The following is a 20,588-nucleotide window of genomic DNA, read 5'->3' on the forward strand; positions in this document are numbered from 1 at the left end:
ATTTTTACCAAGATGAAACAGCGTCAGCGTGGCAGAGGCCCGGACGCGAGCATAGGGATAACAGAGATGCCGAAGGTTCTCGTATCGGACAAACTGTCGGAAACCGCCGTCCAGATCTTCCGCGACCGCGGGGTCGATGTCGATTACCTGCCCGATCTGGGCAAGGACAAGGACAAGCTGGCCGAGGTGATCGGGCAATATGACGGGCTGGCGATCCGCTCGGCCACCAAGGTCACCGAGAAGCTCTTGGAAAGCGCGCCCAACCTGAAGGTCGTGGGCCGGGCCGGGATCGGGGTCGACAATGTCGACATCCCGGCGGCCTCGAAGAAGGGCGTCATCGTGATGAACACGCCCTTCGGCAATTCGGTCACCACCGCCGAGCACGCCATCGCCATGATGTTCGCCGTGGCACGGCAATTGCCCGAGGCTTCGGCCTCGACCCATGCCGGCAAGTGGGAGAAGAACCGCTTCATGGGGGTCGAGCTGTTCAACAAGACCCTTGGCGTCATCGGCGCGGGCAATATCGGCTCGATCGTCATCGACCGGGCGCTGGGGCTGCACATGAAGGTGCTGGCCTATGATCCCTTCCTGTCGGAAGAGCGCGCGGTCGAGCTGGGAGTGAAGAAGGTCGAGCTGGACGAGCTGCTGGCCAAGGCCGATTTCATCACCTTCCATGTGCCGCTGACCGACAAGACCCGCAATATCCTGTCGCGCGAGGCGATCGCCAAGCTGAAGCCGGGTGTGCGGATCATCAACTGCGCCCGCGGCGGGCTGGTCGACGAGGCGGCACTGGCCGAGGCGCTGACGGATGGTCGCGTGGCCGGCGCGGCCTTTGATGTTTTTGCCGAGGAGCCGGCAACGGCCTCGCCGCTGTTCAACCTGCCGAATGTCGTGGTGACGCCGCATCTGGGCGCCTCGACCACCGAGGCGCAGGAGAACGTGGCCCTGCAGGTGGCCGAGCAGATGGCCGATTACCTCTTGACCGGCGCGGTGCAGAACGCGCTGAACATGCCCTCGGTCACCGCCGAGGAAGCCGCCGTCATGGGGCCCTGGATCAAGCTGGCGGGGCATCTGGGCGCCTTTGTCGGGCAGATGACCGGCGAGCCGATCAAGGCGATCAACGTCCTCTATGACGGTGTCGTCTCGACCATGAACCTGAACGCGCTGAACGCGGCGGTGATCTCGGGCGTGATGAAGGCCACCAACCCGGACGTGAACATGGTCTCGGCCCCGGTCATGGCCAAGGAGCGCGGCGTGCAGGTGGCGACCACCCGGCAGGACAAGAGCGGCGTTTTCGAGGGCTATATCAAGCTGACTGTGGTGACGGCGGATCGCGAGCGCTCGATCGCCGGGACCGTCTTCAGCGACGGCAAGCCGCGCTTAATCCAGATCCGCGGCATCAATATCGATGCCGAGGTGGGCGAGCACATGCTGTATACCCGCAACAAGGACATTCCAGGGGTGATCGGTGCCCTGGGGATGACTTTGGGCGAGCAGGGGGTGAACATCGCCAACTTCACCCTTGGTCGTTCGGCCGCGAATGGCGATGCCATCGCCATCCTTTATCTCGACGAGCCGATCCCGGCGAGTGCTCTGGCCGCGCTGGAGAAGACCGGGAAGTTCCTGCAGGCCCGCCCGCTGCATTTCGAGATCTGACCCCCGAAGCCTTGCCAAGCGATGCGATCCCGGCCAGACAGGCCGGGATCCTTTGCTTTTTCGGGGGGCGCGATGCCGATCTATGCCATTGGCGACATTCACGGCCAGCTGGAGCTGTTGCACCGCGCCCATCGGCTGATCGAGGCCGATGGCGGGTCTGATGCCCGGATCGTGCACCTGGGCGATCTGATCGACCGCGGCCCCGATTCGCGTGGCGTGATCGACCATCTGATGAGCGGTCAGGCGCAGGGGCGCGACTGGATCGTGCTCAAGGGCAATCATGACCGCTTCCTGCCGACCTTCCTGAAGGATGCCGACTGGATCGATCCGGCCATGTCCTCGGGGGCGGTCTGGACCGAGCATCCGGGGCTGGGGGCGGCGGCGACGCTGGCATCCTACGGGGTCGATGTGAACCAGCCGCGATCGGACCTGCAGGCGGCGGCGCGGGCGGCGGTGCCGATGGCCCATGCCGAATACCTGGCCGGGCTGCCGCTGTGGTATCTGCAGGATGGCCTTTTGTTCGTCCATGCCGGTATCCGGCCCGGCATCGACCTGCAGGCGCAGACCGAGCAGGACCTGGTCTGGATCCGCAAGGGGTTCCTGGACAGCCCGGCCCATCACGGTCCCTTGGTCGTGCACGGCCATACCGCGCTGGACCGCGCCACGCATTTCGGCAACCGGATCGATCTCGACAGCGGCGCGGCCTATGGCGGGCCGCTGTCGGCGGTGCGCTTTGACGATCAGGGCGCCTGGCTGTTGGGCGACGGAGCGCCCGAACTGCTGCACCCGGCGCCAGGCGGCTGATGGGCCGGCTCTCGCCCTGGCATCTGGTTGCGCTGATCGTTCTGGCCACCGCGGGTTTCCTGCTGTTCCTCGGGCGGGTGCCGATCTGCGACTGTGGCTATGTGAAGCTGTGGCACGGAGTCACCAACAGCTCGGGCAATTCGCAGCATCTGACCGACTGGTACACCCCTTCGCATGTGCTGCACGGGCTGCTGTTCTTTGCCATGCTGCATGTCCTGCTGCCGCGTGTGGCGATCGGTTGGCGGCTGGTCCTTGCCACGCTGGTCGAGGCCGGGTGGGAGATCGCCGAGAACACCAGCATGGTGATCGAACGCTATCGCGCTGTGACCATCTCGCTCGACTATTACGGCGATGCGGTGGTGAACTCGGTCGGCGACATGCTGGCGATGATGCTTGGCTTCTGGCTGGCGCGGGTGCTGCCGGTCTGGCTTTCCGTGGCGTTATTTCTGGGAACCGAGGCGGTGACGATCTGGTTCATCCGCGACGGGTTGATCTTGAACGTGCTGATGCTGCTCTGGCCCATCGAGGCGCTGCGTCAGTGGCAGGCGGCGGGCTGACGGCCCGGACAGGAGGATGCGATGAAACGACTGATTGGGCTGGCGATGCTGGCCGCCTTCCCCGCAATGGCCGAGGAAGTGGGCGAGATCGGCGTCGACTGGGTCGGCAATGACATCATCATCGAGGCCATCGCCGATCCCGAGGTGCCGGGCGTGACCTGCCACCTGGCCTATTTCGACCGCTCGGTGATCGACCGGCTGAGCCAGGGCAACTGGTTCGAGGATCCGTCGAACTCGGCCATCGAATGCGCCCGGACCGGGCCGATCACGGTGGGCGACATCGCCCGCGGCAAGACGGGCGAGGATGTGTTTTCCGAAGGCCGCTCGCTGATCTTCAAATCGCTGCGGGTGAAGCGCGTCTATGATGCGACGAATGGCGTGCTCGTCTACCTCGCCCATGCCAATGAGTTGACCGAGGGCTCGGCCAAGATGGCGATCTCGACCGTGGCGCTGACGCCCGAGGAAAAGGCCGCGGCAGGGCCGAACTGAGCCGGCTTGCCGTTCGACCTTCCGCTGCGGTTGCCTTGCGAAAGGCCGCGCTGCCGGTTTCCGGCGCAGCCGATTGCTGCATTGCGGCAAAAGCCGGTTGAACAGGCCCGTTCCGGTGGACAGAGCGGCGGCTTTGGATTAGGGACTCTCTTTCGGGAAGAACTTATGACACCACACCGCAGAGTCGCGAAATACAACCTTGGCCAGGTCGTCCGCCATCGCAGCCGCGATTTCAGGGGGGTGGTTTTCGACATCGATCCGGAATTCGCCAATACCGAAGAATGGTATGAATCGATCCCCGAGGATGTGCGTCCGGCCAAGGACCAGCCGTTCTATCATCTCTTTGCAGAGACCGAGGCCACCTATTACGTCGCCTATGTCTCCGAGCAGAACCTTGTGCCCGACCGTTCGGGTGAACCGGTCGATCATCCCGAGGTGGTCGAGATGTTCGGCGAGTTCAAGGATGGCCGCTATCCGCTTCAGTCCTTGCTGAACTGATCGCCCTGGCTGTCGGGCGACGCAGGGGCCGTTTCGTCCGAGACCGGCACGCGGAAGGCCAGGAAGTTGCGACGTTCCTCGCGGTAGTAATACAACTCCTGCGTCAGGTCGTGGATCAGGAACCAGCCGAAGCCGCCTTCGGGCAGGTCGATCTCGCTGATCGCGGGGGCATCGGGGGGCAGCAGGCAGCCGGCCGGCAGCGAGATACCGTCATCGGTCACCGCGCAGGACAGCATGCCGGCAAGGCGGACGATGCAGAGATGGATCAGCGGCGCGGCGCGATGGCCGGCTTCCGACCCGGAATCCTCGCTGCTATCCGCTGCGCCGGGGCCGTGTTCGGCCACGTTGTTCAGCACCTCGGCCAGCACAAGCTCCAGCCGGCCAAGCGCATCCTCATCGATCTCGGCGGCAAACCGGCGGCGGATGTCGGTCAGCGTGTCGCGGACGATCCGGGCCTCGGCGCGCAGGACGCGGTGAAACATGGTCTGGGCCGGCCGGCTCATTTCGCCGGTCTTCTCGGAATCGAGGTTCTTCGCGGTATTCATCAGCCGGCCTCCCTTGCCTGATCGGGCGCGGCCGAGATGTTGAACACGCTGTCCATCCGGGTCAGCCGGAAGACCCGTTCGACATTCGGCGTCAGGCCGCGCAGGACCAGCGGGATGCCGTCAGGCATGGCCTTGTGGATGGCGATCATCGCGCCAAGGCCGGAACTGTCCATGAAATCGACCCGCTGCAGGTCCAGAAGCACGGTCTTGCGGCTGGTCGACACGATCTCGCGCATCCGGTCCTTGAAGCTGGTTGCCACGGCGGCATCCAGTCGCGGCTCTGCAATCGTGACGAGGATCTGGTGCAGATCCGGCACAACGATCAGGTTCATCGGCGCATCCCTTGCAGATTCGGTTCCGGGATCCTGAATAGGGCCAAGACGTTACCATCCGGTAAGCGCGGCACGGGTCGGCGTGGTCCGATTCCGACAATTCGAACCACCTTGCCTGCCGCCGGCGATCTCGGAGAGGCCCGGCAGCCTCACTTCACGCCCGAAATCGTGGCAAGAGGCGGGCAATGCGCTGATCCGGCGGAACTTTCCGCAAAGTTTCGCGCTTGGCTTCTAGACTTTGGCGCTGCGCTTGCTGATCATCGCGGAACGCAACGGCTCGTGAACAGGGCCAGCCGCGGAAGGGGGGGACATGAATTTCTATAACGAGATGTACGAGGGCGAGAACGTCCGCGAACCCTATGCGCGCCTGCGCAGCTGGGTCGAGACCATGCCCGACGATTTCCGCCAGATGAAGCAGGCCGAGGCCGAGGACCTGTTCCGCCGCATCGGCATTACCTTCGCCGTCTATGGCGAGGGCGGCGATCCCGACCGGCTGATCCCCTTCGACATGATGCCCCGGGTCTTCGAACAGGCCGAATGGCGCAGGCTGGAACGCGGCATCAAGCAGCGGGCGCGGGCGCTGAACGCCTTTCTGCGCGATGTCTATGGCCGGGCCGAGATCGTGCGTGCGGGGCGCATTCCGGCAAGGCTGGTATATCAGAACGAGGCCTACGAGAAATCCGTGGTCGGTGTGGTGCCGCCGCGCGGGGTCTATTCCCACATCATCGGCATCGACCTTGTGCGCACCGGCAAGGATGATTTCTTCGTGCTCGAGGACAATTGCCGCACGCCGTCGGGCGTCAGCTACATGCTGGAAAACCGCGAGATCATGATGCGCATGTTCCCGCAGCTTTTCCGCAACAACCGGATCGAGCCGGTGGACCAGTATCCCGAACTCTTGCGCCGGACGCTGGAATCGGTGGCGCCTGCCAAGTGCCAGGACCGGCCGACCTGCGTGATCCTGACGCCGGGCCATTTCAACAGCGCCTATTACGAGCACAGTTTCCTTGCGAACCTCATGGGGGTGGAACTGGTCGAGGGGCAGGACCTCTTTGTCGATGGCGAATTCGTCTACATGCGCACCACGCAGGGTCCCAAGCGCGTCGACGTGATCTATCGCCGGCTCGACGACCCCTATCTTGACCCGCTGTGCTTCCGCCCCGATTCCATGCTGGGCGTGCCGGGGCTGATGGACGTCTATCGCTCGGGCGGGGTGACGATCTGTTCGGCCCCCGGCGCCGGCGTGGCCGATGACAAGGCCATCTATACCTTCGTCCCCGAGATGGTGCGCTTCTACCTGGGCGAGGAACCGCTGCTGAAGAACGTGCAGACCTGGACGCTGTGGAAACCCGACGACTACAAGTATGTCATGGAGAACCTGCCGGACCTGGTGGTGAAGGAGGTTCACGGCTCGGGTGGATACGGGATGCTGGTCGGGCCGAAATCGACCAAGGCCGAGATCGAGGAGTTCCGCAAGAAGATCGAGGCCGATCCGTCCAATTACATCGCACAGCCCACGCTGGCCCTGTCGACCTGTCCGACCTTCGTCGAGGAGGGAATCGCGCCCCGGCATGTGGACCTCAGGCCCTATTGCCTCTGCGGTGACCGGATCGAACTGGTGCCGGGCGGTTTGACCCGCGTGGCGCTGCGCGAGGGATCGCTGGTGGTGAACTCGTCGCAGGGCGGCGGGGTCAAGGACACCTGGGTTCTGACGGAATAAGGGAGGGACAGGACATGCTCAGCCGCACCGCCTCGAACCTGTTCTGGATGGGCCGCCATCTGGAACGCGCCGAAACCGCCGCCCGCCTTCTGGATGTGGGCCAGCGCATCACGCTGATGCCCAATACCGACGAGGGTTATCAGAGTGAATGGGCCTCGCTGTTGCAGGCCTCAGGAACATCGGATGCCTTTGCCGCGAAATACGGCGCCGTGACGCAGGAGAAAATCGAGGAATTCCTGTTCTTCGACCGCGACAACCCCTCGTCGGTGGTGTCCTGCCTGCAGCAGGCCCGCGAGGGCGGGCGGATCGTGCGCACCGCGCTGACCGGGCAGGTCTGGGACGCGCTCAATGTCGCCTACCAGGATCTACGCAAGATCGAGAAGACGCCGCGTGACAAGATCGACATGGCAGAACTGACCGATTTCACCACGCGCCACGCCTCGACCGTGCGCGGTGCGATCAACGCGACGCAGCTGCGTAATGACGGCTGGCATTTCATGAATCTCGGCTATTGCCTCGAGCGTGCGGATGCGACCGCGAGGCTGCTTGACGTGAAATACTTCGTGCTACTGCCGCGCATCGAGTTCGTTGGGTCAGGACTCGACACCTATCAATGGCAGGTGATCCTGCGCGCCCTGTCGGCGCACCGGGCCTTTCACTGGGCCTATGGCGGCGATGTGACGGCGGGACGGGTGGCCGATTTCCTGATCCTGAACGGGGAAAGCCCGCGCTCGCTGATCACCTCGCTTTACGAGGCCGTCTGGCATCTAGAAGGGCTGGCCCGTCGCTATGGCGACAAGGTGCCGACCACCGCGCGCGACAAGGCGCGCGAGGTCTTGGAACGCCTGCAGAACCAAGAGATCGACACCATCTTCGACGACGGGCTGCACGAGTTTCTGACCTGGTTCATCACCGATATCGGCAAGGTCGCCTCGCTGGTGCATCAGGACTATCTGCAAGGGGGGGTCTAGGCCATGAGACTGCAAATTCTGCATGAAACCGTCTATGGCTATGATCAGCCGATCCGCAACCTGGTGCAGAGCCTGCGGCTGACGCCCACGGTCTTCGAGGGGCAGAAGACCCACGAATGGTCGATCGACGTGACCGGCGGGATGCGCGGCCCCGGCTTTCGCGACGGCGCCGGCGACTGGATCGAGGGCTGGACGGTGCGCGGCCCGGTCGAGGAGATCGCCGTGCGGGTCTCGGGCCGAATCGACACGCGCGACACGGCGGGGGTCTTGCGCGGCCATCGCGAGCAGATCCACCCGCTGGCCTATCTGCGCGACACCAAGCCCACCCGTGTCGATGACGGGCTGCGCGCGCTGGCCGGGTCGGTCACCTCGGCCGCCGATCACCTCGATCTTGCGCATCAGCTGTCTGCGGCTGTCGGCGCGGCGATCCGCTATACCAACGGCGTCACCGAGTCCCTGACCACCGCCGCCGAGGCGCTGGCCCTGGGCGAGGGGGTCTGCCAGGACCACGCCCATGCACTGATCGCCGTGGCGCGCGAGCGTGACCTGCCGGCGCGCTATGTCTCGGGCTACCTGCATTCGACCGAGGACGGGCAGAGCCATGACGCCGCCCATGCCTGGGCCGAGGTCTTTGTCGAGGGTCTGGGCTGGGTCGGCTTCGACGCCGCCAACCATTGCTGCCCGGACGAGCGTTATGTGCGGCTGGCCTCGGGGCTGGACGCGCAGGATGCCGCGCCGATCCGGGGTGTGGCCATGGGCATGGCGACCGAGAAGCTGGCCGTGGCGGTGCGGGTCGAGGAGATCGAGCAATAAAGCAGCCCCGGGCACGGCCGCTGCGACGAGATGTCCGAAATCTCTGCTTGAGTTGCGGCCCGTCGCGGCGCGATCAATAGGGCCATGAAGCCCAAGATCCTGACCACCTTGCCCGGCTATACGCGCGCGGGGTTTCTGGCCGATCTCGCCGCCGGGATTACCGTGGCGATGGTCGCCATGCCGCTGAGCATCGCCATTGCCATCGCCTCGGGCGCCGAGCCGGCAACCGGGCTGGTAACCGCGATCGTGGCGGGCTTCCTGGTCTCGGCCCTTGGCGGCAGCCGGGTGCAGATCGGCGGCCCGACAGGGGCTTTCATCGTCGTGGTCTATGGCGTCATTGCCGAGCATGGTCGGGACGGGCTGGTCATCGCCACCTTCATGGCCGGGATCATCCTCTTGATCGCCGGGCGCCTGCGCGCCGGGCGGCTGATCGCGCTGGTGCCCGAGCCGGTGATCAACGGTTTCACCATCGGCATCGCCATCATCATCGCCACCAGCCAGGTCAAGGATCTGCTGGGAATGCAGATCGCCCATGAGCCGGCGGATTTCATCGAGAAGATCCCGGCGCTGTGGCAGGCACGCGAGACGATCAGCCCGGCCAGCCTTGCCATCGGGCTGGCGACCATGGCGGGGGTCATTGCCCTGCGCCGCGCCTTTCCGCGCCTGCCGGGGCTGATCCTTGCGGTCGGCGCGGCTTCGGCGTTGGTCGCGGTGCTGAATCTGCCGGTGGACAGCATTGGCTCGCGCTTCGGCGCCTTGCCCTCGGGCCTGCCGATGCCGGCGCTGCCCGATCTCGGCTATCACCGGATGATCGAACTGTTGCCCTCGGCGCTGGTCATCGCCTTTCTGGCGGGGGTGGAGTCGCTCCTCTCGGCCATCGTCGCCGACCGGATGATCGGCGGAGCGCATCGGCCCAATGCCGAGCTGGTGGCGCAGGGCGCGGCCAATCTGGGCTCGGCGCTGTTCGGCGGCCTGCCGGCCACCGGGGCCATCGCGCGGACGGCAACCAATGTGCGCGCGGGCGGGCGCACGCCGGTGGCGGGGATGGTCCATGCGCTCACGATCCTCGTGGTGATGCTGGTTGCCGCCCCGCTGGCCGGCTACCTCGCGATGCCGGCGCTGGCTGGGCTTCTCATTCTGACCGCGTGGAACATGAGCGAACCGCATCGCTGGGGCGAATATCTGCGCGCCCCGCCCTCGGACCGCTTTCTGATGGCGCTGACGCTGGTGCTGACGGTCTTGACCGATCTGGCGCTGGCCATCGGTGTCGGGGTTGGCGTCGGCCTCGCCTTGCGTATGCTGAGGCGCGATGTTCCCCCTGCCGACTGGCAGCCGCCCGAAAGGTGACCCCGATGCTGATCCGACCGCTGGACCCGGCAGCCGACCTGCCGCTGGTCGCGGCTTTCTATGCCGATGCCCCGGATTACTGGCTCTTGGCCGAGGGTGTGCTGCCCGGCCCCGAAAAGGCGCGCGACTTCTTCACCGACTGCCCGCCCGGCTCCGATCCGGCTGCCGCGCATCGGCTGGGGCTGTTTCTGGATGATCGCCTGTCGGGGTTGGTGGAACTCTCCTTCGGTTTCCCCGAGCCCGAGGACGCCTATCTGGGTCTGATGATCCTCGGTCCCTGGGCGCAGGGCGGCGGGCATGGCGCGCGGGCGCTGGCCCATGTCGAGGCTTTGGCGCGGCAGGCCGGCTGCCCGCGCCTCTATCTGGGCGTGCTGGGCCGCAATCCGCGTGGGCGGGCCTTCTGGCAGCGCGAAGGCTTTGTGGCAACGGGCATCAGCCGTGTCACCGATCAGGGCGACAGGGTTCACCGGATGATGAAGCCCCTGTAACCCGCCGCGTCAGAGCGTGATCCGATACCGCGCGAATCCGTCCGCGCCATCGCCCGCCGCCTTGATGGTCAGGCCCTTCACCTGATCCAGATAATCCGCCGCCTTCGGGCCGGTGTCGAACAGCACGGTTGCGCCATTCAGCGGCGCAAAGCTCCAGTTGCCATCCGCCGCCGGGTCGATGGTCCCCTGATCGACGATATAGCGCACGATGATGTCGCGGTTGGTGTCCGGCCCCTCGAAGACGATGGTGCTGCCGTCATTGCCGGGGAAGGTGCCGCCCCCGCCGGCGCGATAATTGTTCGTCGCCACGATGAATTCCGCCGCCGGATCGATGGGCTTCCCGTCGAAGGTCAGACCGACGATCCGGTTCGCCCCATCATCCACCAGCACCCCCTCGCTGTCGAATTTAGACGGCTGCGACAGGTCGATCTGATAGCTGACCCCGTCGATCACGTCGAAATTGTAGCTGGGGAAATCCGGGTTCAGCAGGATCTGGTCGGCCTCGCCCGGGGTGATCTGGTTGAACATGCCGGCGCTGCGTTCCAGCCAGTCCTTGACCTCTGCGCCGGTGATCTTCACCGCGCGGATGGTGTTCGGATAGAGATAGAGATCGGCGACATTCTTGATGGCGATGTCACCCGTCGGCACATCAGTATAATACTCGGGACCACCTCGCCCGCCGGCCTTGAAGGGCGCCCCAGCCGAAAGGATCGGCAGGCCGGCATTCGGCGTGCCCTCCATCATCTGGGCGATATACCAGGTCTGGGCATTGGTGACGATCTGGACGCTCGGATCATCGGCCACCAGCGCGAAATAGCTGTAAAGCGGCGCCGTGGTCTTGCCGACCGCGCGGCGGATGTAATCCAGCGTCGCCTCGTGCTCGGCTTTCACGCTGTCCTCGACCGCGACGACACTTTCGACCAGCGGCACGATGCTGCGATCCTCCTTGCGTTCGAAGATCGGCCGCGCCTCGACCGTGTGACCGGCGATTTTCCAGGCATCGCCCTCGCGCTCCAGCATGAGGTCGATCAGCCCCATATGGCTGCCCCAGAAGCCTGCCATCACCGCCGGCTTGCCGGCCAGCGTGCCGGCCTGAATATCGGCGCCCTCGATGCCCTCGTAATCCGGGCCGGGGAAGACCAGATGCTGATGCCCGGTCAGCACCACGTCGATGCCCTCGACCCCGGCCAGCGCCAGCGCCGCATTCTCGGCATCAGGCTCAAGCGGCAGCGGGTCGATGCCGGTATGGGCCAGCGCGATGACCAGATCCACGCCCTCGGCCTTGAGCTTCGGCACCCAAGCCTCGGCCGCCTCGACCATGCCGCGCGCGGTGACGTTGCCCTCCAGATGCTTGCGGTCCCATTGCATGATCTGCGGCGGCACGAAGCCGATCAGACCGATGCGGATCGGATGGGTCGCGCCCGCGCCATCGGTCAACTCGCGCTCCAGCACCGCATAGGGCGGGACCAGCGTGGCATCCTGATCGGCGGTCTCGCCCGCGACCGTCGCCACATTGCAGCAGATGATCGGGAAATTGGCGCCCGACAGGGTGTTCTTGAGGAAAGTCAGGCCATAGTTGAACTCGTGGTTCCCCAGCGTGCCGCCCTCGACGCCGACGGTGTTCATCGCGGTGACGATCGGGTGCATCTCGCCCTGCGCCATGCCGCGTTCATAGGCGATGTAATCGCCAAGCGGGTTGCCCTGCAGGAAATCGCCATTGTCCAGCAGGATCGAATTCGTCGCCTCGGCCCGGACTGCGCCCACCAGCGCCGCCGTTCGGGCAAGGCCGACGGTATCGACCGGCTTGTCGGCGTAATAGTCATAGGGCCAGACATGCACATGCAGGTCGGTCGTCTCCATGATCCGCAGATGTGCCTGCCCCGCCTGCGCCCGCACCGAGAAGGGGTGCAGCACGACAAGACCGGCGGCGGCGACCGAGGTTGACAGGAAGCCGCGACGGGTGATGGTGGGGGTCATGGGCATCGTCTGCTCCTGCGCATTGGGGATGAGGGAAGGCTAGCATCATGTGGTCCGAAGACAAGCTGAAGGCCCTCAGGGCGCAATTTGCCGAGGGCGCGGGCGGTGACATCGCCGACCCGGATTTCGCCCGCATCGCCAAACTGATCTTCAAGGATGGCGACCGGCGACGCGCGCCCTATGCCGGGCTGCCGACCTTTCTGGATGCCCCGGTTCAGGACGGCGATCCCTCGGGCCTGCAGGTGGCGATCTACGGCATGCCGATGGATCTGGCGGTGACGAACCGCAACGGCGCGCGCTTCGGCCCGCGTGCTCTGCGCGCCATCGAGCGGGTCGGCCCTTATAATGACGCGCTTGGCACCGCGCCGGTGCACGAGATGGCGGTGGCCGATATCGGCGACGTGCCCTTCCGCTCGCGTTTCGACCTGCACCAGAGCCTCGACGACATCACCGCTTTCGTCGACCGCATCCTTGCCGCCGGGGCCTTGCCGCTTGGCGTCGGGGGCGATCATTCGGTCAGCCATGCGGTCCTGCGCGCGGTGGGGCGCGACCGGCCGGTGGGCATGATCCATATCGACGCCCATTGCGACACCGGCGGCAGCTATGAGGGCGAGAAGTTCCATCATGGCGGCCCCTTCCGCAATGCGGTGCTGGACGGCGTTCTGGACCCCGAGCGCACCATCCAGATCGGCATCCGCGGCGCCTCGGGCTATGTGTGGGAGTTTTCTTATGCCTCGGGCATGACCGTGGTGCATGGCCGCGAGGTCTCCGAGGATCGCATCCCCGAGATCATCGCGCAGGCCCGCGCGGTGGCGGGTGACGGGCCGGTTTATGTCAGCTTCGACATCGACAGCCTCGATCCGGCCTATGCACCGGGAACCGGCACGCCCGAGATCGGCGGGCTTTCGACCCGCGAGGCACTGGCGATCCTGCGCGGTCTGAAGGGGCTGAACATCGTCGGCGGCGACGTGGTCGAGGTCGCGCCCGCCTATGACGCCACCAACAACACCGCCCATGCCGGGGCGCAGATGCTGTTCGAGATCCTGTCGCTGATGCAGTTCAGCCCGGCGCTGAAGGGGTGAGTCCTAGACATTTGGTCACGGCTGGAACGGGCGTTCCTCGCAATGATTGCGGCGCGCGTCCCGTGAACATATGATGCCCGGCGACACTTGGACTGGACGATGGACGAATGACCTATTGCGTGGGGCTGAAACTGAATGCGGGGCTGGTGCTCTTGTCGGATACGCGCACCAATGCCGGGCTCGACAACATCGCCATCTATCGCAAGATGTTCTTCTTCGAAAACCCCGGCGAGCGCGTCATCGCCATCATGACCGCCGGTTCGCTGTCGGTGACACAGACCACGCTGGCGCGGCTGCACGAGGCCATCGATGACGAGATGGCCGACGAGACCACCTCGATCCTGAAGGCCCCGACGATGCTGCAGGTGGCCTCGATGATCGGCGACTGCCTCGCCCGGACCCGGCGCGAGATCTCGGACCAGCTGCGCGATCTGAGCCAGCATCAGGCCTCGGCCAGCTTCATAGTGGCCGGCCAGCGTGCCGGCGGCGACATGCGGATGTTCCTGATCTACCCGGAAGGCAATTTCATCGAGGCGACCGAGGACACGCCCTTCCTGCAGATCGGCGAGCATAAATACGGCAAGCCGATCCTCGACCGGGTGGTGACGCCGGCGACCAGCCTTGCCGATGCGCAGAAGGCGGTGCTGCTGTCGATGGATTCGACCCTTCGGTCGAACCTGTCGGTGGGGATGCCGCTGGATCTGGCGATCATCGAAAAGGATGCCTGCGCCGTCAGCGCGAAACGCCGCATCCTCGACGGCGATCCCGATTTCGCCCGGATGAGCGTCGAATGGTCGAACGCCCTGCGCGACAGTTTCGTCAAGGTCTCGATTTAAGAGGGCGCGGCCGGAACCGCGCCCACCCGCAGGATCACTTGGCCGGGACGCCCGCCGCCCACTCATCCCAATGCACTACCATGTCATCGACCACCGCCGCGCCGACGGCATGGATGTTCTGCAGAGTCTCGTCAAAGCCGCCCGCCGTTTCGCCCGGCGCCGGGTCCAGATGCGCCAGCGTGGTCTCGTTCGGGTTGCCCTGATCGAAATTCACCGCCCCGCGCAGGCTGAGGATGCGATCGGTGCCATGCAGCCGGCCGATCACCTGCGCCAGCGCCGCCGCCTCCATCTCGGTGATGACGTAATCATCCGCCTCGTAAAGTTTGGCGATATACTGTGCCTCTTCCGACAGGCCCGGCCCGTGGAAGAAGGTATCGCCGGTCATATGCGTGCCGACCCCGACACTCGGCGCGGCCAGCGCGGCTTCGTCGGGATAGCGCAGGCGATAGGCTTTGGCGTCCTCGGAATCGACCAGCGTGACGCCGCCGCTCAGCTCCATCGCGCGTGCGGTCAGCGCCGGGTCCAGCTGGAACAGCCGCACCGCCTCATAGCCCTTGCGCGGCATGAACAGCGGATCGCCCTCGGGCACCTCGCCCTCGGCCCACCGATGGCCCAGATCGTAATCGACCAGCCAGCTTCCCCAGAAGACCGAGCCGATGGTCCCGCGCGAGGGCGGCGTGCCGGCCACCCCGGTCAGCAGGTAATAGCTTTGCGAGAAGTCGAAGGCCGGGTTCAGCAGGATCGCCATCATCGAGGCCGATGAGGCGACCTTGCCCATGCCCAGCACCGCACCGCAGACGCCATCATCGTTGCAATAGACCGGCTGCGCCGCGCCCGCGACCTCGATCGGCGTGGCGTCGGACCAGTAATCGTCGAACCAGTACTGGAACTCGCCCGCGCGGTCGCCGGTCATCTCGCCGATCTCGAACATCGAGCCGACGAAGACCTTGACCTTCACCGGCTCGGCTTGGGCAAGGGCGGGCAGGGTTGCAAGCGTGGTCAGCAGGGCGGCGCGCAGGACGGGCATGGTTCTCTCCTTGATTTGCCCCAGATAGGGCGGGGTGCGGCGGATTGTCCAGTTGCCGCAGGTGCTTGCCTGTGCCGGCGCGCTGGGCCAAGGTCGCGGCATGACCGCGCTTGCCCGTTTCATCGCCGCCACCGGACTTGCCAATTTTGGCGATGGCATCGCCATCGTCGCCTGGGGCTGGATCGCCACACAGCTGACCCGCGACCCGCTGTTGATCGCGCTGGTGCCGGTGGCGCTGAAGGCGCCGTGGTTCGTCTTTTCGCTGCCCGCCGGGATCATCGTCGACCGCTTTGACCGCCGCCGGCTGATCCTTGCCGCCGATACGCTGCGCGCCCTGGCCTATGCCGGGGCGGGGCTGGCGATCTGGGCGGCGCTGCCCTTTGACGAACCGCCATTGCGCGGCACCGACCGGCCGTTGATCTTCGCGCTGGTGGCCGGGGCGGCGATCACCGTGGGCATTGCCGAGGTGCTGCGCGACAATGCCGCCCAGACCATGCTGCCCGCGCTGGTCCCCGAACACGACCTCGAACGCGCCAATGGCCGGCTGTGGTCGGTCGAGTTCGTGATGAACAATTTCGTCGGCACGGCGGCGGCGGGGCTGTTGCTGGGCCTGTCGCTGGCCCTGCCCTTTGGTGTCAATGCGGCCGCGCTGGCCCTGTCGGTGGCGCTGGTAGCCGGGCTGAAGGGCGATTTTCGCGCTGAAACTGAGGCAAAGGCGCCCGCGACGCGCAACTGGCGGGCGGAACTGCGCGAGGGCGTGGCCTATCTTCTGGGCCAGCCGATCCTGCGCAATCTGGCGATCCTGACCGGTCTGTTCAATTTTTCCTTCGAGGCGATGATGGTCACGCTGGTCCTCCTGGTGCAGGAACGGCTGCAACTTGGCCCGCTGGCGATCTCGGCCATCATGGCGGCGGGCGGTGCGGGCGGGGTGCTGGCCGGGCTGATCAATCACCGCGTCGTCGATTGGCTAGGCCGATCCCGCGTCTTGCAGATCACCATGGCGGCCGCGATGGTCTTTCCGCTGACCGTGCTGTTCGCGGCAAGCGGCGTGCCCGGCCTCATCCTGATCTGCGCGGGCTTCTTCATCAGCGAGTTCGGCGGAGTATTGTGGAATACCGTCTCGGTCAGCTATCGCCAGCGTCACATCCCGCGCCGGCTGCTGGGCCGGGTCAATTCCGCCTATCGCCTCTTCGCCATCGGCATGGCGCCTTTGGGCATGTTTTCCGCAGGCTTACTGACCCGCGGGGTCAGCGAATCGGTGGGTCGCCAGCCGGCACTGTTAGCGCCTTACATATTGGGATTGTTGATCTTTGCCCTGACGACGATTGTCTTCTGGCGCTTCCTTGGCCGCGCCTTTCCCGTTGAGCCAGACGATCAGCCGCGCTAGTCAGACCTCAGGCAAGGGGACCACTGACATGAGCGAGAAGAAATCCGTCCGGGCGCGCATCACGCCGGAAGAGGCGCTGGCCTATCACATGGAGCCGCGACCGGGGAAATACGACATCGTCGCCTCGACGCCCATGACCACGCAGCGCGACCTGAGCCTTGCCTATTCGCCCGGCGTCGCGGTGCCGGTGCAGGCCATCGCCGACCGGCCCGAGACCGCCTATGACTATACCGTCAAGGGCAACATGGTCGCCGTCATCTCGAACGGCACCGCCATTCTGGGCATGGGCAATCTGGGGGCGCTGGCCTCGAAGCCGGTGATGGAGGGCAAGGCGGTACTGTTCAAGCGCTTTGCCGATGTGAACGCCATCGATATCGAACTGGACAGCGAGGACCCCGAAGAGATCATCAATGCCGTCCGGCTGATGGGCCCGACCTTTGGCGGGATCAATCTGGAAGACATCAAGGCGCCCGAATGCTTCATCATCGAGCAGCGCCTGAAAGAGATCATGGATATCCCGGTCTTCCATGACGACCAGCACGGCACGGCGGTGATCTGCGCGGCGGGCCTCATCAACGCGCTGGAGATGTCCGGCAAGAAGATCGAGGATGTGCGGATCGTCCTGAACGGCGCCGGGGCCGCCGGCATCGCCTGTCTGGAACTGTTGAAATCGATGGGTGCGCGGCATGACAACTGCATCATGTGCGACACCAAGGGCGTGATCTACCAGGGCCGCAGCGAGGGCATGAACCAGTGGAAGTCGGCCCATGCCGTCGCCACTGACCTGCGCACGCTGGAGGAGGCCATGCGCGGGGCGGATGTGTTCCTTGGCGTCTCGGCCAAGGGCGCGGTGACGCAGGCCATGGTGGAAGCCATGGCCGACAACCCGGTGATTTTCGCCATGGCGAACCCCGATCCCGAGATCACCCCCGAGGATGCCCATGCCGTCCGCCCCGACGCCATCGTCGCCACCGGCCGCAGCGATTACCCCAATCAAGTGAATAACGTTCTGGGCTTTCCCTACCTGTTCCGGGGCGCGCTGGACATCCATGCCCGCGCCATCAATGACGAGATGAAGATCGCCTGCGCCCGCGCGCTGGCCGAACTCGCGCGCGAGGACGTGCCCGACGAGGTCGCCGTGGCCTATGGCCGCAAGCTGCGCTTTGGCCGCGATTACATCATCCCGACGCCCTTCGATCCCCGGCTGATCCATGTCGTCCCGCCCGCCGTAGCGCAGGCCGGGATGGAGACCGGGGTGGCCCGGAGGCCGATCATCGACATGGCGGGCTATGTCCAGTCGCTGAAGAACCGGATGGACCCAACCGCATCGATCCTGCAGGGCATCCACGCCCGGGCGCGCTCGAAGCAGGCGCGGATGATCTTTGCCGAGGGCGATGATCCGCGCGTGCTCCGCGCCGCCGTGGCCTGGCAGCGGGGCGGCATGGGGCAGGCGCTGGTTGTGGGGCGCGAGACCGATGTGAAGGAAAAGCTCGAAACCGCCGGGCTTGGTGATGCCGTGCGCGAGATCGCCGTGGTGAATGCCAGCAACACCAAGCATCTCGACGCCTATCACGCGCATCTCTATGGCCGGTTGCAGCGGCAGGGCGTGGACCGCGAGGATGCCCACAAGATGGCCAACCGCGACCGCCATGTCTTTGCCGCGCTGATGCTGGCCCATGGTCACGGTGACGGGCTGGTGACGGGGGCAACGCGGAAATCGGCGCATGTGCTGGCCCAGATCAACCATGTGTTCGACGCGCGTCCTCAGGATGGCGCGGTCGGTGTGACGGCTGTGCTGCACAAGGGCCGCATCGTGCTGATCGGCGATACGCTGGTCCATGAATGGCCCGAGGCCGAGGATCTGGCCGATATCGCCACCCGTGGCGCACACGTCGCGCGGGGCTTGGGGCTCGAGCCGCGCGTGGCCTTCCTGTCCTTCTCGAATTTCGGCTATCCGCTGAGCGAGCGCGCCATCAAGATGGCCGAGGCACCCAAGGTGCTGGACGCCCGCAAAGTCGATTTCGAATACGAGGGCGAGATGACCGTGGACGTGGCCCTGAACCCCGAGGCCGCCGCCCGCTATCCCTTCAGCCGCCTGACCGCGCCCGCCAATGTTCTGGTCGTCCCGGCGCGGCATTCGGCCTCGATCTCGGTCAAGCTGATGCAGGAAATGGCCGGGGCCACGGTGATCGGCCCGATCCTGACCGGTGTGCCGCAGCCGATCCAGATCTGCTCGACCAGCTCGACCGTGAACGACATCCTGAACATGGCCGCCATCGCGGCGGGCGGGCTGGGGCAGGTGAAGTAGCCCGGCTCAGCGCGGCGGCAGCGGCAATCCCGTTGCCGGCGCTGCCCGCGGGTCGATCCCGTGCCGTTCGGCCATCCGTGCCAGCCAGCTGCCGGGTGGGGGCAGCCCCTGCCAATGGGTCGCCAGCACCCGCTTGGTATAGCCGAAAATGTGGACCGACAGGGTTTCCGGGCGAATGAAGGCGTCGGAACCGCCGGGTCGCCACAGGCGCTGCAGGGTGTTGGGCAAGAGCGGGTAGAAGACCTCGGGCGGCAGGGCAAAGCGGTCCTCGCCGCTGATTCGCAGCGCATGGGCCAGCATTCGCGGCCCGGTATCGCCCCAGGGCAGGTCCGCCACGCCAAGCGTGCCCTGCTTGCGCCGCCGCTCGACCCAGGCCGGATCGGACCAGGGCGGCGCGATCTCGTCCTGATCCAGAAAATCGCTCATCCAGCGCAGCGCGGCAGAATCCTGCGGCAGGGCGAGCACCCCGGACAGAATGCCGCCGGTGCCGTTATGGCCAAAGCCGTGATCCGAGGGCAGGTCATAGGGCCGGACGCAATAGGCATCGAGATCGGCCCAGATCACCTGCTGGCTTTGCAGCAGGCGGATGCGGAACAGGTCGGACCAGACCGCCAGTTGCTTGCGGGTCGGTTCGGGCGACAGGAAACCGGGGCGCGGCAGGATCTCGGTCGCCTCGCGGACTGGCGTGCCCTCGGGAATGCCGCCGACCGAATGGCCCAGATAGAGCGTGAAGTCGCAGCCCTGCTCCAGATAGGAGCGGATCACCATCTGCTCGACGAAGGACAGGTCTTCGCCCGCCCAGAAGCCTGCGACGGGGTGGGACCAGTGGCTCATTCGCCGAAATGCGCCATCCCGCGCGACCGTGCGAGGTCCACCTGCTTCTGCCGCTCGCGGAAGCGGGCGCGGTCGTCCTCGGAGTATTCGCCGGCGCAGCGGTGGCAGGCCACGCCTTCCTCGTAATCCGGGCGGGCCAGGTCCTCGGGGGCCAGCGGGCGGCGGCAGGCATGGCAGAGCACATGCGGACCCTGCCGCAGCCCGTGGCCAAGGCTGACGCGCTGGTCGAAGACGAAACACTCGCCCTGCCAGAGGCTCTCGGCCTCGGGCACCTCTTCCAGGTATTTCAGGATGCCGCCCTTGAGGTGAAACACCTCCTCGACGCCCTGTCCGCGCAGGAAATTGGTGGATTTCTCGCAGCGGATACCGCCCGTGCAGAACATGGCGATGCGCTTGCCGGCAAAGCGGTCCGCGTTCGCGGCCCACCAGTCGGGGAAATCGCGGAAGCTTCTGGTGCCGGGATCGACGGCGCCCTGAAAGGTGCCGATCTGGACCTCGTAATCGTTGCGCGTGTCGATCACCGCCACGTCGGGCGCGGAGATGAGGGCATTCCAGTCGGCGGCCTCGACATAGTGTCCGGTGCCGGCCAACGGATCGACCTGTGCCTGGCCCATGGTGACGATCTCGGATTTCAGCCGCACCTTCATCCGGCCGAAGGGCATCTCGGCTGCGGTGCTTTCCTTCCACTCCAGCGCGGCGCAGCCGGGCAGGGAGCGGATCTGTGCCAGCGCTGCATCGATGCCCTCGCGGGTGCCGGCGATGGTGCCGTTGATCCCTTCGCGGGCCAGAAGCAGCGTGCCCTTGATGCCCGCCGCCGTGCAGGCGTCAAGCAACGGCCCGCGCAGCGCGGACGGGTCGTCAAATCGGGTGAAGTGATAGAGGGCGGCGACGGTAAACATGGGCGGGGCCATAGCGCG

20 protein-coding genes are annotated in these 20,588 nt (G+C 65.8%); 14 read left to right on the forward strand and 6 right to left on the reverse strand.

Annotated features, from left to right (window positions below; all coding sequences use genetic code 11):
* Positions 1–66 precede the first annotated feature (66 nt).
* The 5 genes from serA to hspQ all read left to right on the forward strand — a co-directional run bounded on the left by serA (position 67) and on the right by hspQ (position 4,004).
* The gene (serA, locus tag CX676_RS15035) at positions 67–1,656 is read left to right on the forward strand and encodes a phosphoglycerate dehydrogenase (protein WP_101753339.1); all 1,590 of its coding nucleotides are present in this window, start codon (positions 67–69) and stop codon (positions 1,654–1,656) included.
* A gap of 72 nt (positions 1,657–1,728) precedes the next feature.
* A complete protein-coding gene (locus CX676_RS15040; RefSeq protein ID WP_101753340.1) occupies positions 1,729–2,460 on the forward strand; it encodes a metallophosphoesterase in 732 nt (243 codons plus the stop codon).
* Complete coding sequence (locus CX676_RS15045; protein WP_101753341.1) at positions 2,460–3,017, forward strand: DUF2585 domain-containing protein; 558 nt, start codon at positions 2,460–2,462, stop codon at positions 3,015–3,017. Before CX676_RS15040 ends, CX676_RS15045 begins: the two co-directional genes overlap by 1 nt.
* Positions 3,018–3,038: 21 nt before the next feature.
* Entirely contained in the window at positions 3,039–3,506 is a 468-nt protein-coding gene (locus CX676_RS15050) for a CreA family protein (protein ID WP_101753342.1), read from the forward strand.
* Between the two features lie 165 nt (positions 3,507–3,671).
* Positions 3,672–4,004, forward strand: coding sequence for a heat shock protein HspQ (hspQ, locus tag CX676_RS15055; protein WP_101753343.1), 333 nt, complete (start codon positions 3,672–3,674; stop codon positions 4,002–4,004).
* On the opposite strand, the gene CX676_RS15060 is transcribed toward hspQ, so the two are convergent.
* Together CX676_RS15060 and CX676_RS15065 are read right to left on the reverse strand one after the other, a co-directional pair.
* Positions 3,986–4,549 (reverse strand): ATP-binding protein, encoded by a 564-nt coding sequence (locus CX676_RS15060; protein WP_101753344.1) that lies wholly within the window; start codon positions 4,547–4,549, stop codon positions 3,986–3,988. The two genes, hspQ and CX676_RS15060, sit on opposite strands and share 19 nt — an antisense overlap.
* The gene (locus CX676_RS15065; RefSeq protein ID WP_101753345.1) at positions 4,549–4,881 is read right to left on the reverse strand and encodes an STAS domain-containing protein; all 333 of its coding nucleotides are present in this window, start codon (positions 4,879–4,881) and stop codon (positions 4,549–4,551) included. Before CX676_RS15065 ends, CX676_RS15060 begins: the two co-directional genes overlap by 1 nt.
* A 310-nt stretch (positions 4,882–5,191) precedes the next feature.
* Here CX676_RS15065 and CX676_RS15070 point away from each other — a divergent pair, with 310 nt between their 5' ends.
* The 5 genes from CX676_RS15070 to CX676_RS15090 all read left to right on the forward strand — a co-directional run bounded on the left by CX676_RS15070 (position 5,192) and on the right by CX676_RS15090 (position 10,220).
* Positions 5,192–6,601 carry a circularly permuted type 2 ATP-grasp protein gene (locus tag CX676_RS15070; RefSeq protein ID WP_101753346.1) on the forward strand — a complete coding sequence of 470 codons (1,410 nt, stop codon included), beginning with the start codon at positions 5,192–5,194 and terminating at the stop codon, positions 6,599–6,601.
* 14 nt (positions 6,602–6,615) lie between these two features.
* Positions 6,616–7,572 carry an alpha-E domain-containing protein gene (locus CX676_RS15075; protein WP_101753347.1) on the forward strand — a complete coding sequence of 319 codons (957 nt, stop codon included), beginning with the start codon at positions 6,616–6,618 and terminating at the stop codon, positions 7,570–7,572.
* A gap of 3 nt (positions 7,573–7,575) precedes the next feature.
* Complete coding sequence (locus tag CX676_RS15080; protein ID WP_101753348.1) at positions 7,576–8,385, forward strand: transglutaminase family protein; 810 nt, start codon at positions 7,576–7,578, stop codon at positions 8,383–8,385.
* Positions 8,386–8,469: 84 nt separating this feature from the next.
* Entirely contained in the window at positions 8,470–9,732 is a 1,263-nt protein-coding gene (locus CX676_RS15085; RefSeq protein ID WP_101753349.1) for a SulP family inorganic anion transporter, read from the forward strand.
* Positions 9,733–9,737: 5 nt separating this feature from the next.
* Positions 9,738–10,220 (forward strand): GNAT family N-acetyltransferase, encoded by a 483-nt coding sequence (locus tag CX676_RS15090; RefSeq protein ID WP_101754365.1) that lies wholly within the window; start codon positions 9,738–9,740, stop codon positions 10,218–10,220.
* A gap of 9 nt (positions 10,221–10,229) precedes the next feature.
* On the opposite strand, the gene CX676_RS15095 is transcribed toward CX676_RS15090, so the two are convergent.
* Positions 10,230–12,197, reverse strand: a complete 1,968-nt coding sequence (locus CX676_RS15095) for a bifunctional 2',3'-cyclic-nucleotide 2'-phosphodiesterase/3'-nucleotidase (RefSeq protein WP_101754366.1) — start codon at positions 12,195–12,197, stop codon at positions 10,230–10,232.
* Positions 12,198–12,244: 47 nt separating this feature from the next.
* On the opposite strand from CX676_RS15095, the gene speB reads away from it, so the two are divergent.
* Positions 12,245–13,279 (forward strand): agmatinase, encoded by a 1,035-nt coding sequence (gene speB, locus CX676_RS15100; protein WP_198590208.1) that lies wholly within the window; start codon positions 12,245–12,247, stop codon positions 13,277–13,279.
* A gap of 107 nt (positions 13,280–13,386) precedes the next feature.
* Positions 13,387–14,115, forward strand: coding sequence for a peptidase (locus CX676_RS15105; protein WP_101753351.1), 729 nt, complete (start codon positions 13,387–13,389; stop codon positions 14,113–14,115).
* 34 nt (positions 14,116–14,149) lie between these two features.
* Here CX676_RS15105 and CX676_RS15110 read toward each other — a convergent pair whose 3' ends face one another.
* Positions 14,150–15,142 carry a purine-nucleoside phosphorylase gene (locus CX676_RS15110; protein ID WP_198590209.1) on the reverse strand — a complete coding sequence of 331 codons (993 nt, stop codon included), beginning with the start codon at positions 15,140–15,142 and terminating at the stop codon, positions 14,150–14,152.
* A 100-nt stretch (positions 15,143–15,242) separates the two neighbouring features.
* On the opposite strand from CX676_RS15110, the gene CX676_RS15115 reads away from it, so the two are divergent.
* Positions 15,243–16,529, forward strand: a complete 1,287-nt coding sequence (locus CX676_RS15115; RefSeq protein WP_101753352.1) for an MFS transporter — start codon at positions 15,243–15,245, stop codon at positions 16,527–16,529.
* A gap of 28 nt (positions 16,530–16,557) precedes the next feature.
* Positions 16,558–18,837 carry an NADP-dependent malic enzyme gene (locus CX676_RS15120; RefSeq protein ID WP_101753353.1) on the forward strand — a complete coding sequence of 760 codons (2,280 nt, stop codon included), beginning with the start codon at positions 16,558–16,560 and terminating at the stop codon, positions 18,835–18,837.
* Between the two features lie 6 nt (positions 18,838–18,843).
* On the opposite strand, the gene CX676_RS15125 is transcribed toward CX676_RS15120, so the two are convergent.
* A complete protein-coding gene (locus CX676_RS15125) occupies positions 18,844–19,671 on the reverse strand; it encodes a hypothetical protein (RefSeq protein WP_101753354.1) in 828 nt (275 codons plus the stop codon).
* A complete protein-coding gene (trhO, locus tag CX676_RS15130) occupies positions 19,668–20,570 on the reverse strand; it encodes an oxygen-dependent tRNA uridine(34) hydroxylase TrhO (RefSeq protein ID WP_101754368.1) in 903 nt (300 codons plus the stop codon). Before trhO ends, CX676_RS15125 begins: the two co-directional genes overlap by 4 nt.
* Positions 20,571–20,588: the final 18 nt, after the last annotated feature.

Source organism: Paracoccus zhejiangensis (assembly GCF_002847445.1).
In the GTDB taxonomy this organism is placed as follows: domain Bacteria; phylum Pseudomonadota; class Alphaproteobacteria; order Rhodobacterales; family Rhodobacteraceae; genus Paracoccus; species Paracoccus zhejiangensis.

Bases quoted from the DNA above. Each gene is read 5' to 3' on its own strand.
- CX676_RS15120 (WP_101753353.1), top strand. From the start codon at position 16,558: ATGAGCGAGAAGAAATCCGTCCGGGCGCGCATCACGCCGGAAGAGGCG.
- CX676_RS15070 (WP_101753346.1), top strand. From the start codon at position 5,192: ATGAATTTCTATAACGAGATGTACGAGGGCGAGAACGTCCGCGAACCC.
- CX676_RS15110 (WP_198590209.1), bottom strand. From the start codon at position 15,142: ATGCCCGTCCTGCGCGCCGCCCTGCTGACCACGCTTGCAACCCTGCCC.
- speB (WP_198590208.1), top strand. From the start codon at position 12,245: ATGTGGTCCGAAGACAAGCTGAAGGCCCTCAGGGCGCAATTTGCCGAG.
- CX676_RS15090 (WP_101754365.1), top strand. From the start codon at position 9,738: ATGCTGATCCGACCGCTGGACCCGGCAGCCGACCTGCCGCTGGTCGCG.
- CX676_RS15040 (WP_101753340.1), top strand. From the start codon at position 1,729: ATGCCGATCTATGCCATTGGCGACATTCACGGCCAGCTGGAGCTGTTG.
- CX676_RS15125 (WP_101753354.1), bottom strand. From the start codon at position 19,671: ATGAGCCACTGGTCCCACCCCGTCGCAGGCTTCTGGGCGGGCGAAGAC.
- CX676_RS15045 (WP_101753341.1), top strand. From the start codon at position 2,460: ATGGGCCGGCTCTCGCCCTGGCATCTGGTTGCGCTGATCGTTCTGGCC.
- CX676_RS15085 (WP_101753349.1), top strand. From the start codon at position 8,470: ATGAAGCCCAAGATCCTGACCACCTTGCCCGGCTATACGCGCGCGGGG.
- serA (WP_101753339.1), top strand. From the start codon at position 67: ATGCCGAAGGTTCTCGTATCGGACAAACTGTCGGAAACCGCCGTCCAG.
- CX676_RS15060 (WP_101753344.1), bottom strand. From the start codon at position 4,549: ATGAATACCGCGAAGAACCTCGATTCCGAGAAGACCGGCGAAATGAGC.
- CX676_RS15080 (WP_101753348.1), top strand. From the start codon at position 7,576: ATGAGACTGCAAATTCTGCATGAAACCGTCTATGGCTATGATCAGCCG.
- CX676_RS15075 (WP_101753347.1), top strand. From the start codon at position 6,616: ATGCTCAGCCGCACCGCCTCGAACCTGTTCTGGATGGGCCGCCATCTG.
- CX676_RS15065 (WP_101753345.1), bottom strand. From the start codon at position 4,881: ATGAACCTGATCGTTGTGCCGGATCTGCACCAGATCCTCGTCACGATT.
- CX676_RS15115 (WP_101753352.1), top strand. From the start codon at position 15,243: ATGACCGCGCTTGCCCGTTTCATCGCCGCCACCGGACTTGCCAATTTT.
- CX676_RS15095 (WP_101754366.1), bottom strand. From the start codon at position 12,197: ATGACCCCCACCATCACCCGTCGCGGCTTCCTGTCAACCTCGGTCGCC.
- hspQ (WP_101753343.1), top strand. From the start codon at position 3,672: ATGACACCACACCGCAGAGTCGCGAAATACAACCTTGGCCAGGTCGTC.
- CX676_RS15105 (WP_101753351.1), top strand. From the start codon at position 13,387: ATGACCTATTGCGTGGGGCTGAAACTGAATGCGGGGCTGGTGCTCTTG.
- trhO (WP_101754368.1), bottom strand. From the start codon at position 20,570: ATGTTTACCGTCGCCGCCCTCTATCACTTCACCCGATTTGACGACCCG.
- CX676_RS15050 (WP_101753342.1), top strand. From the start codon at position 3,039: ATGAAACGACTGATTGGGCTGGCGATGCTGGCCGCCTTCCCCGCAATG.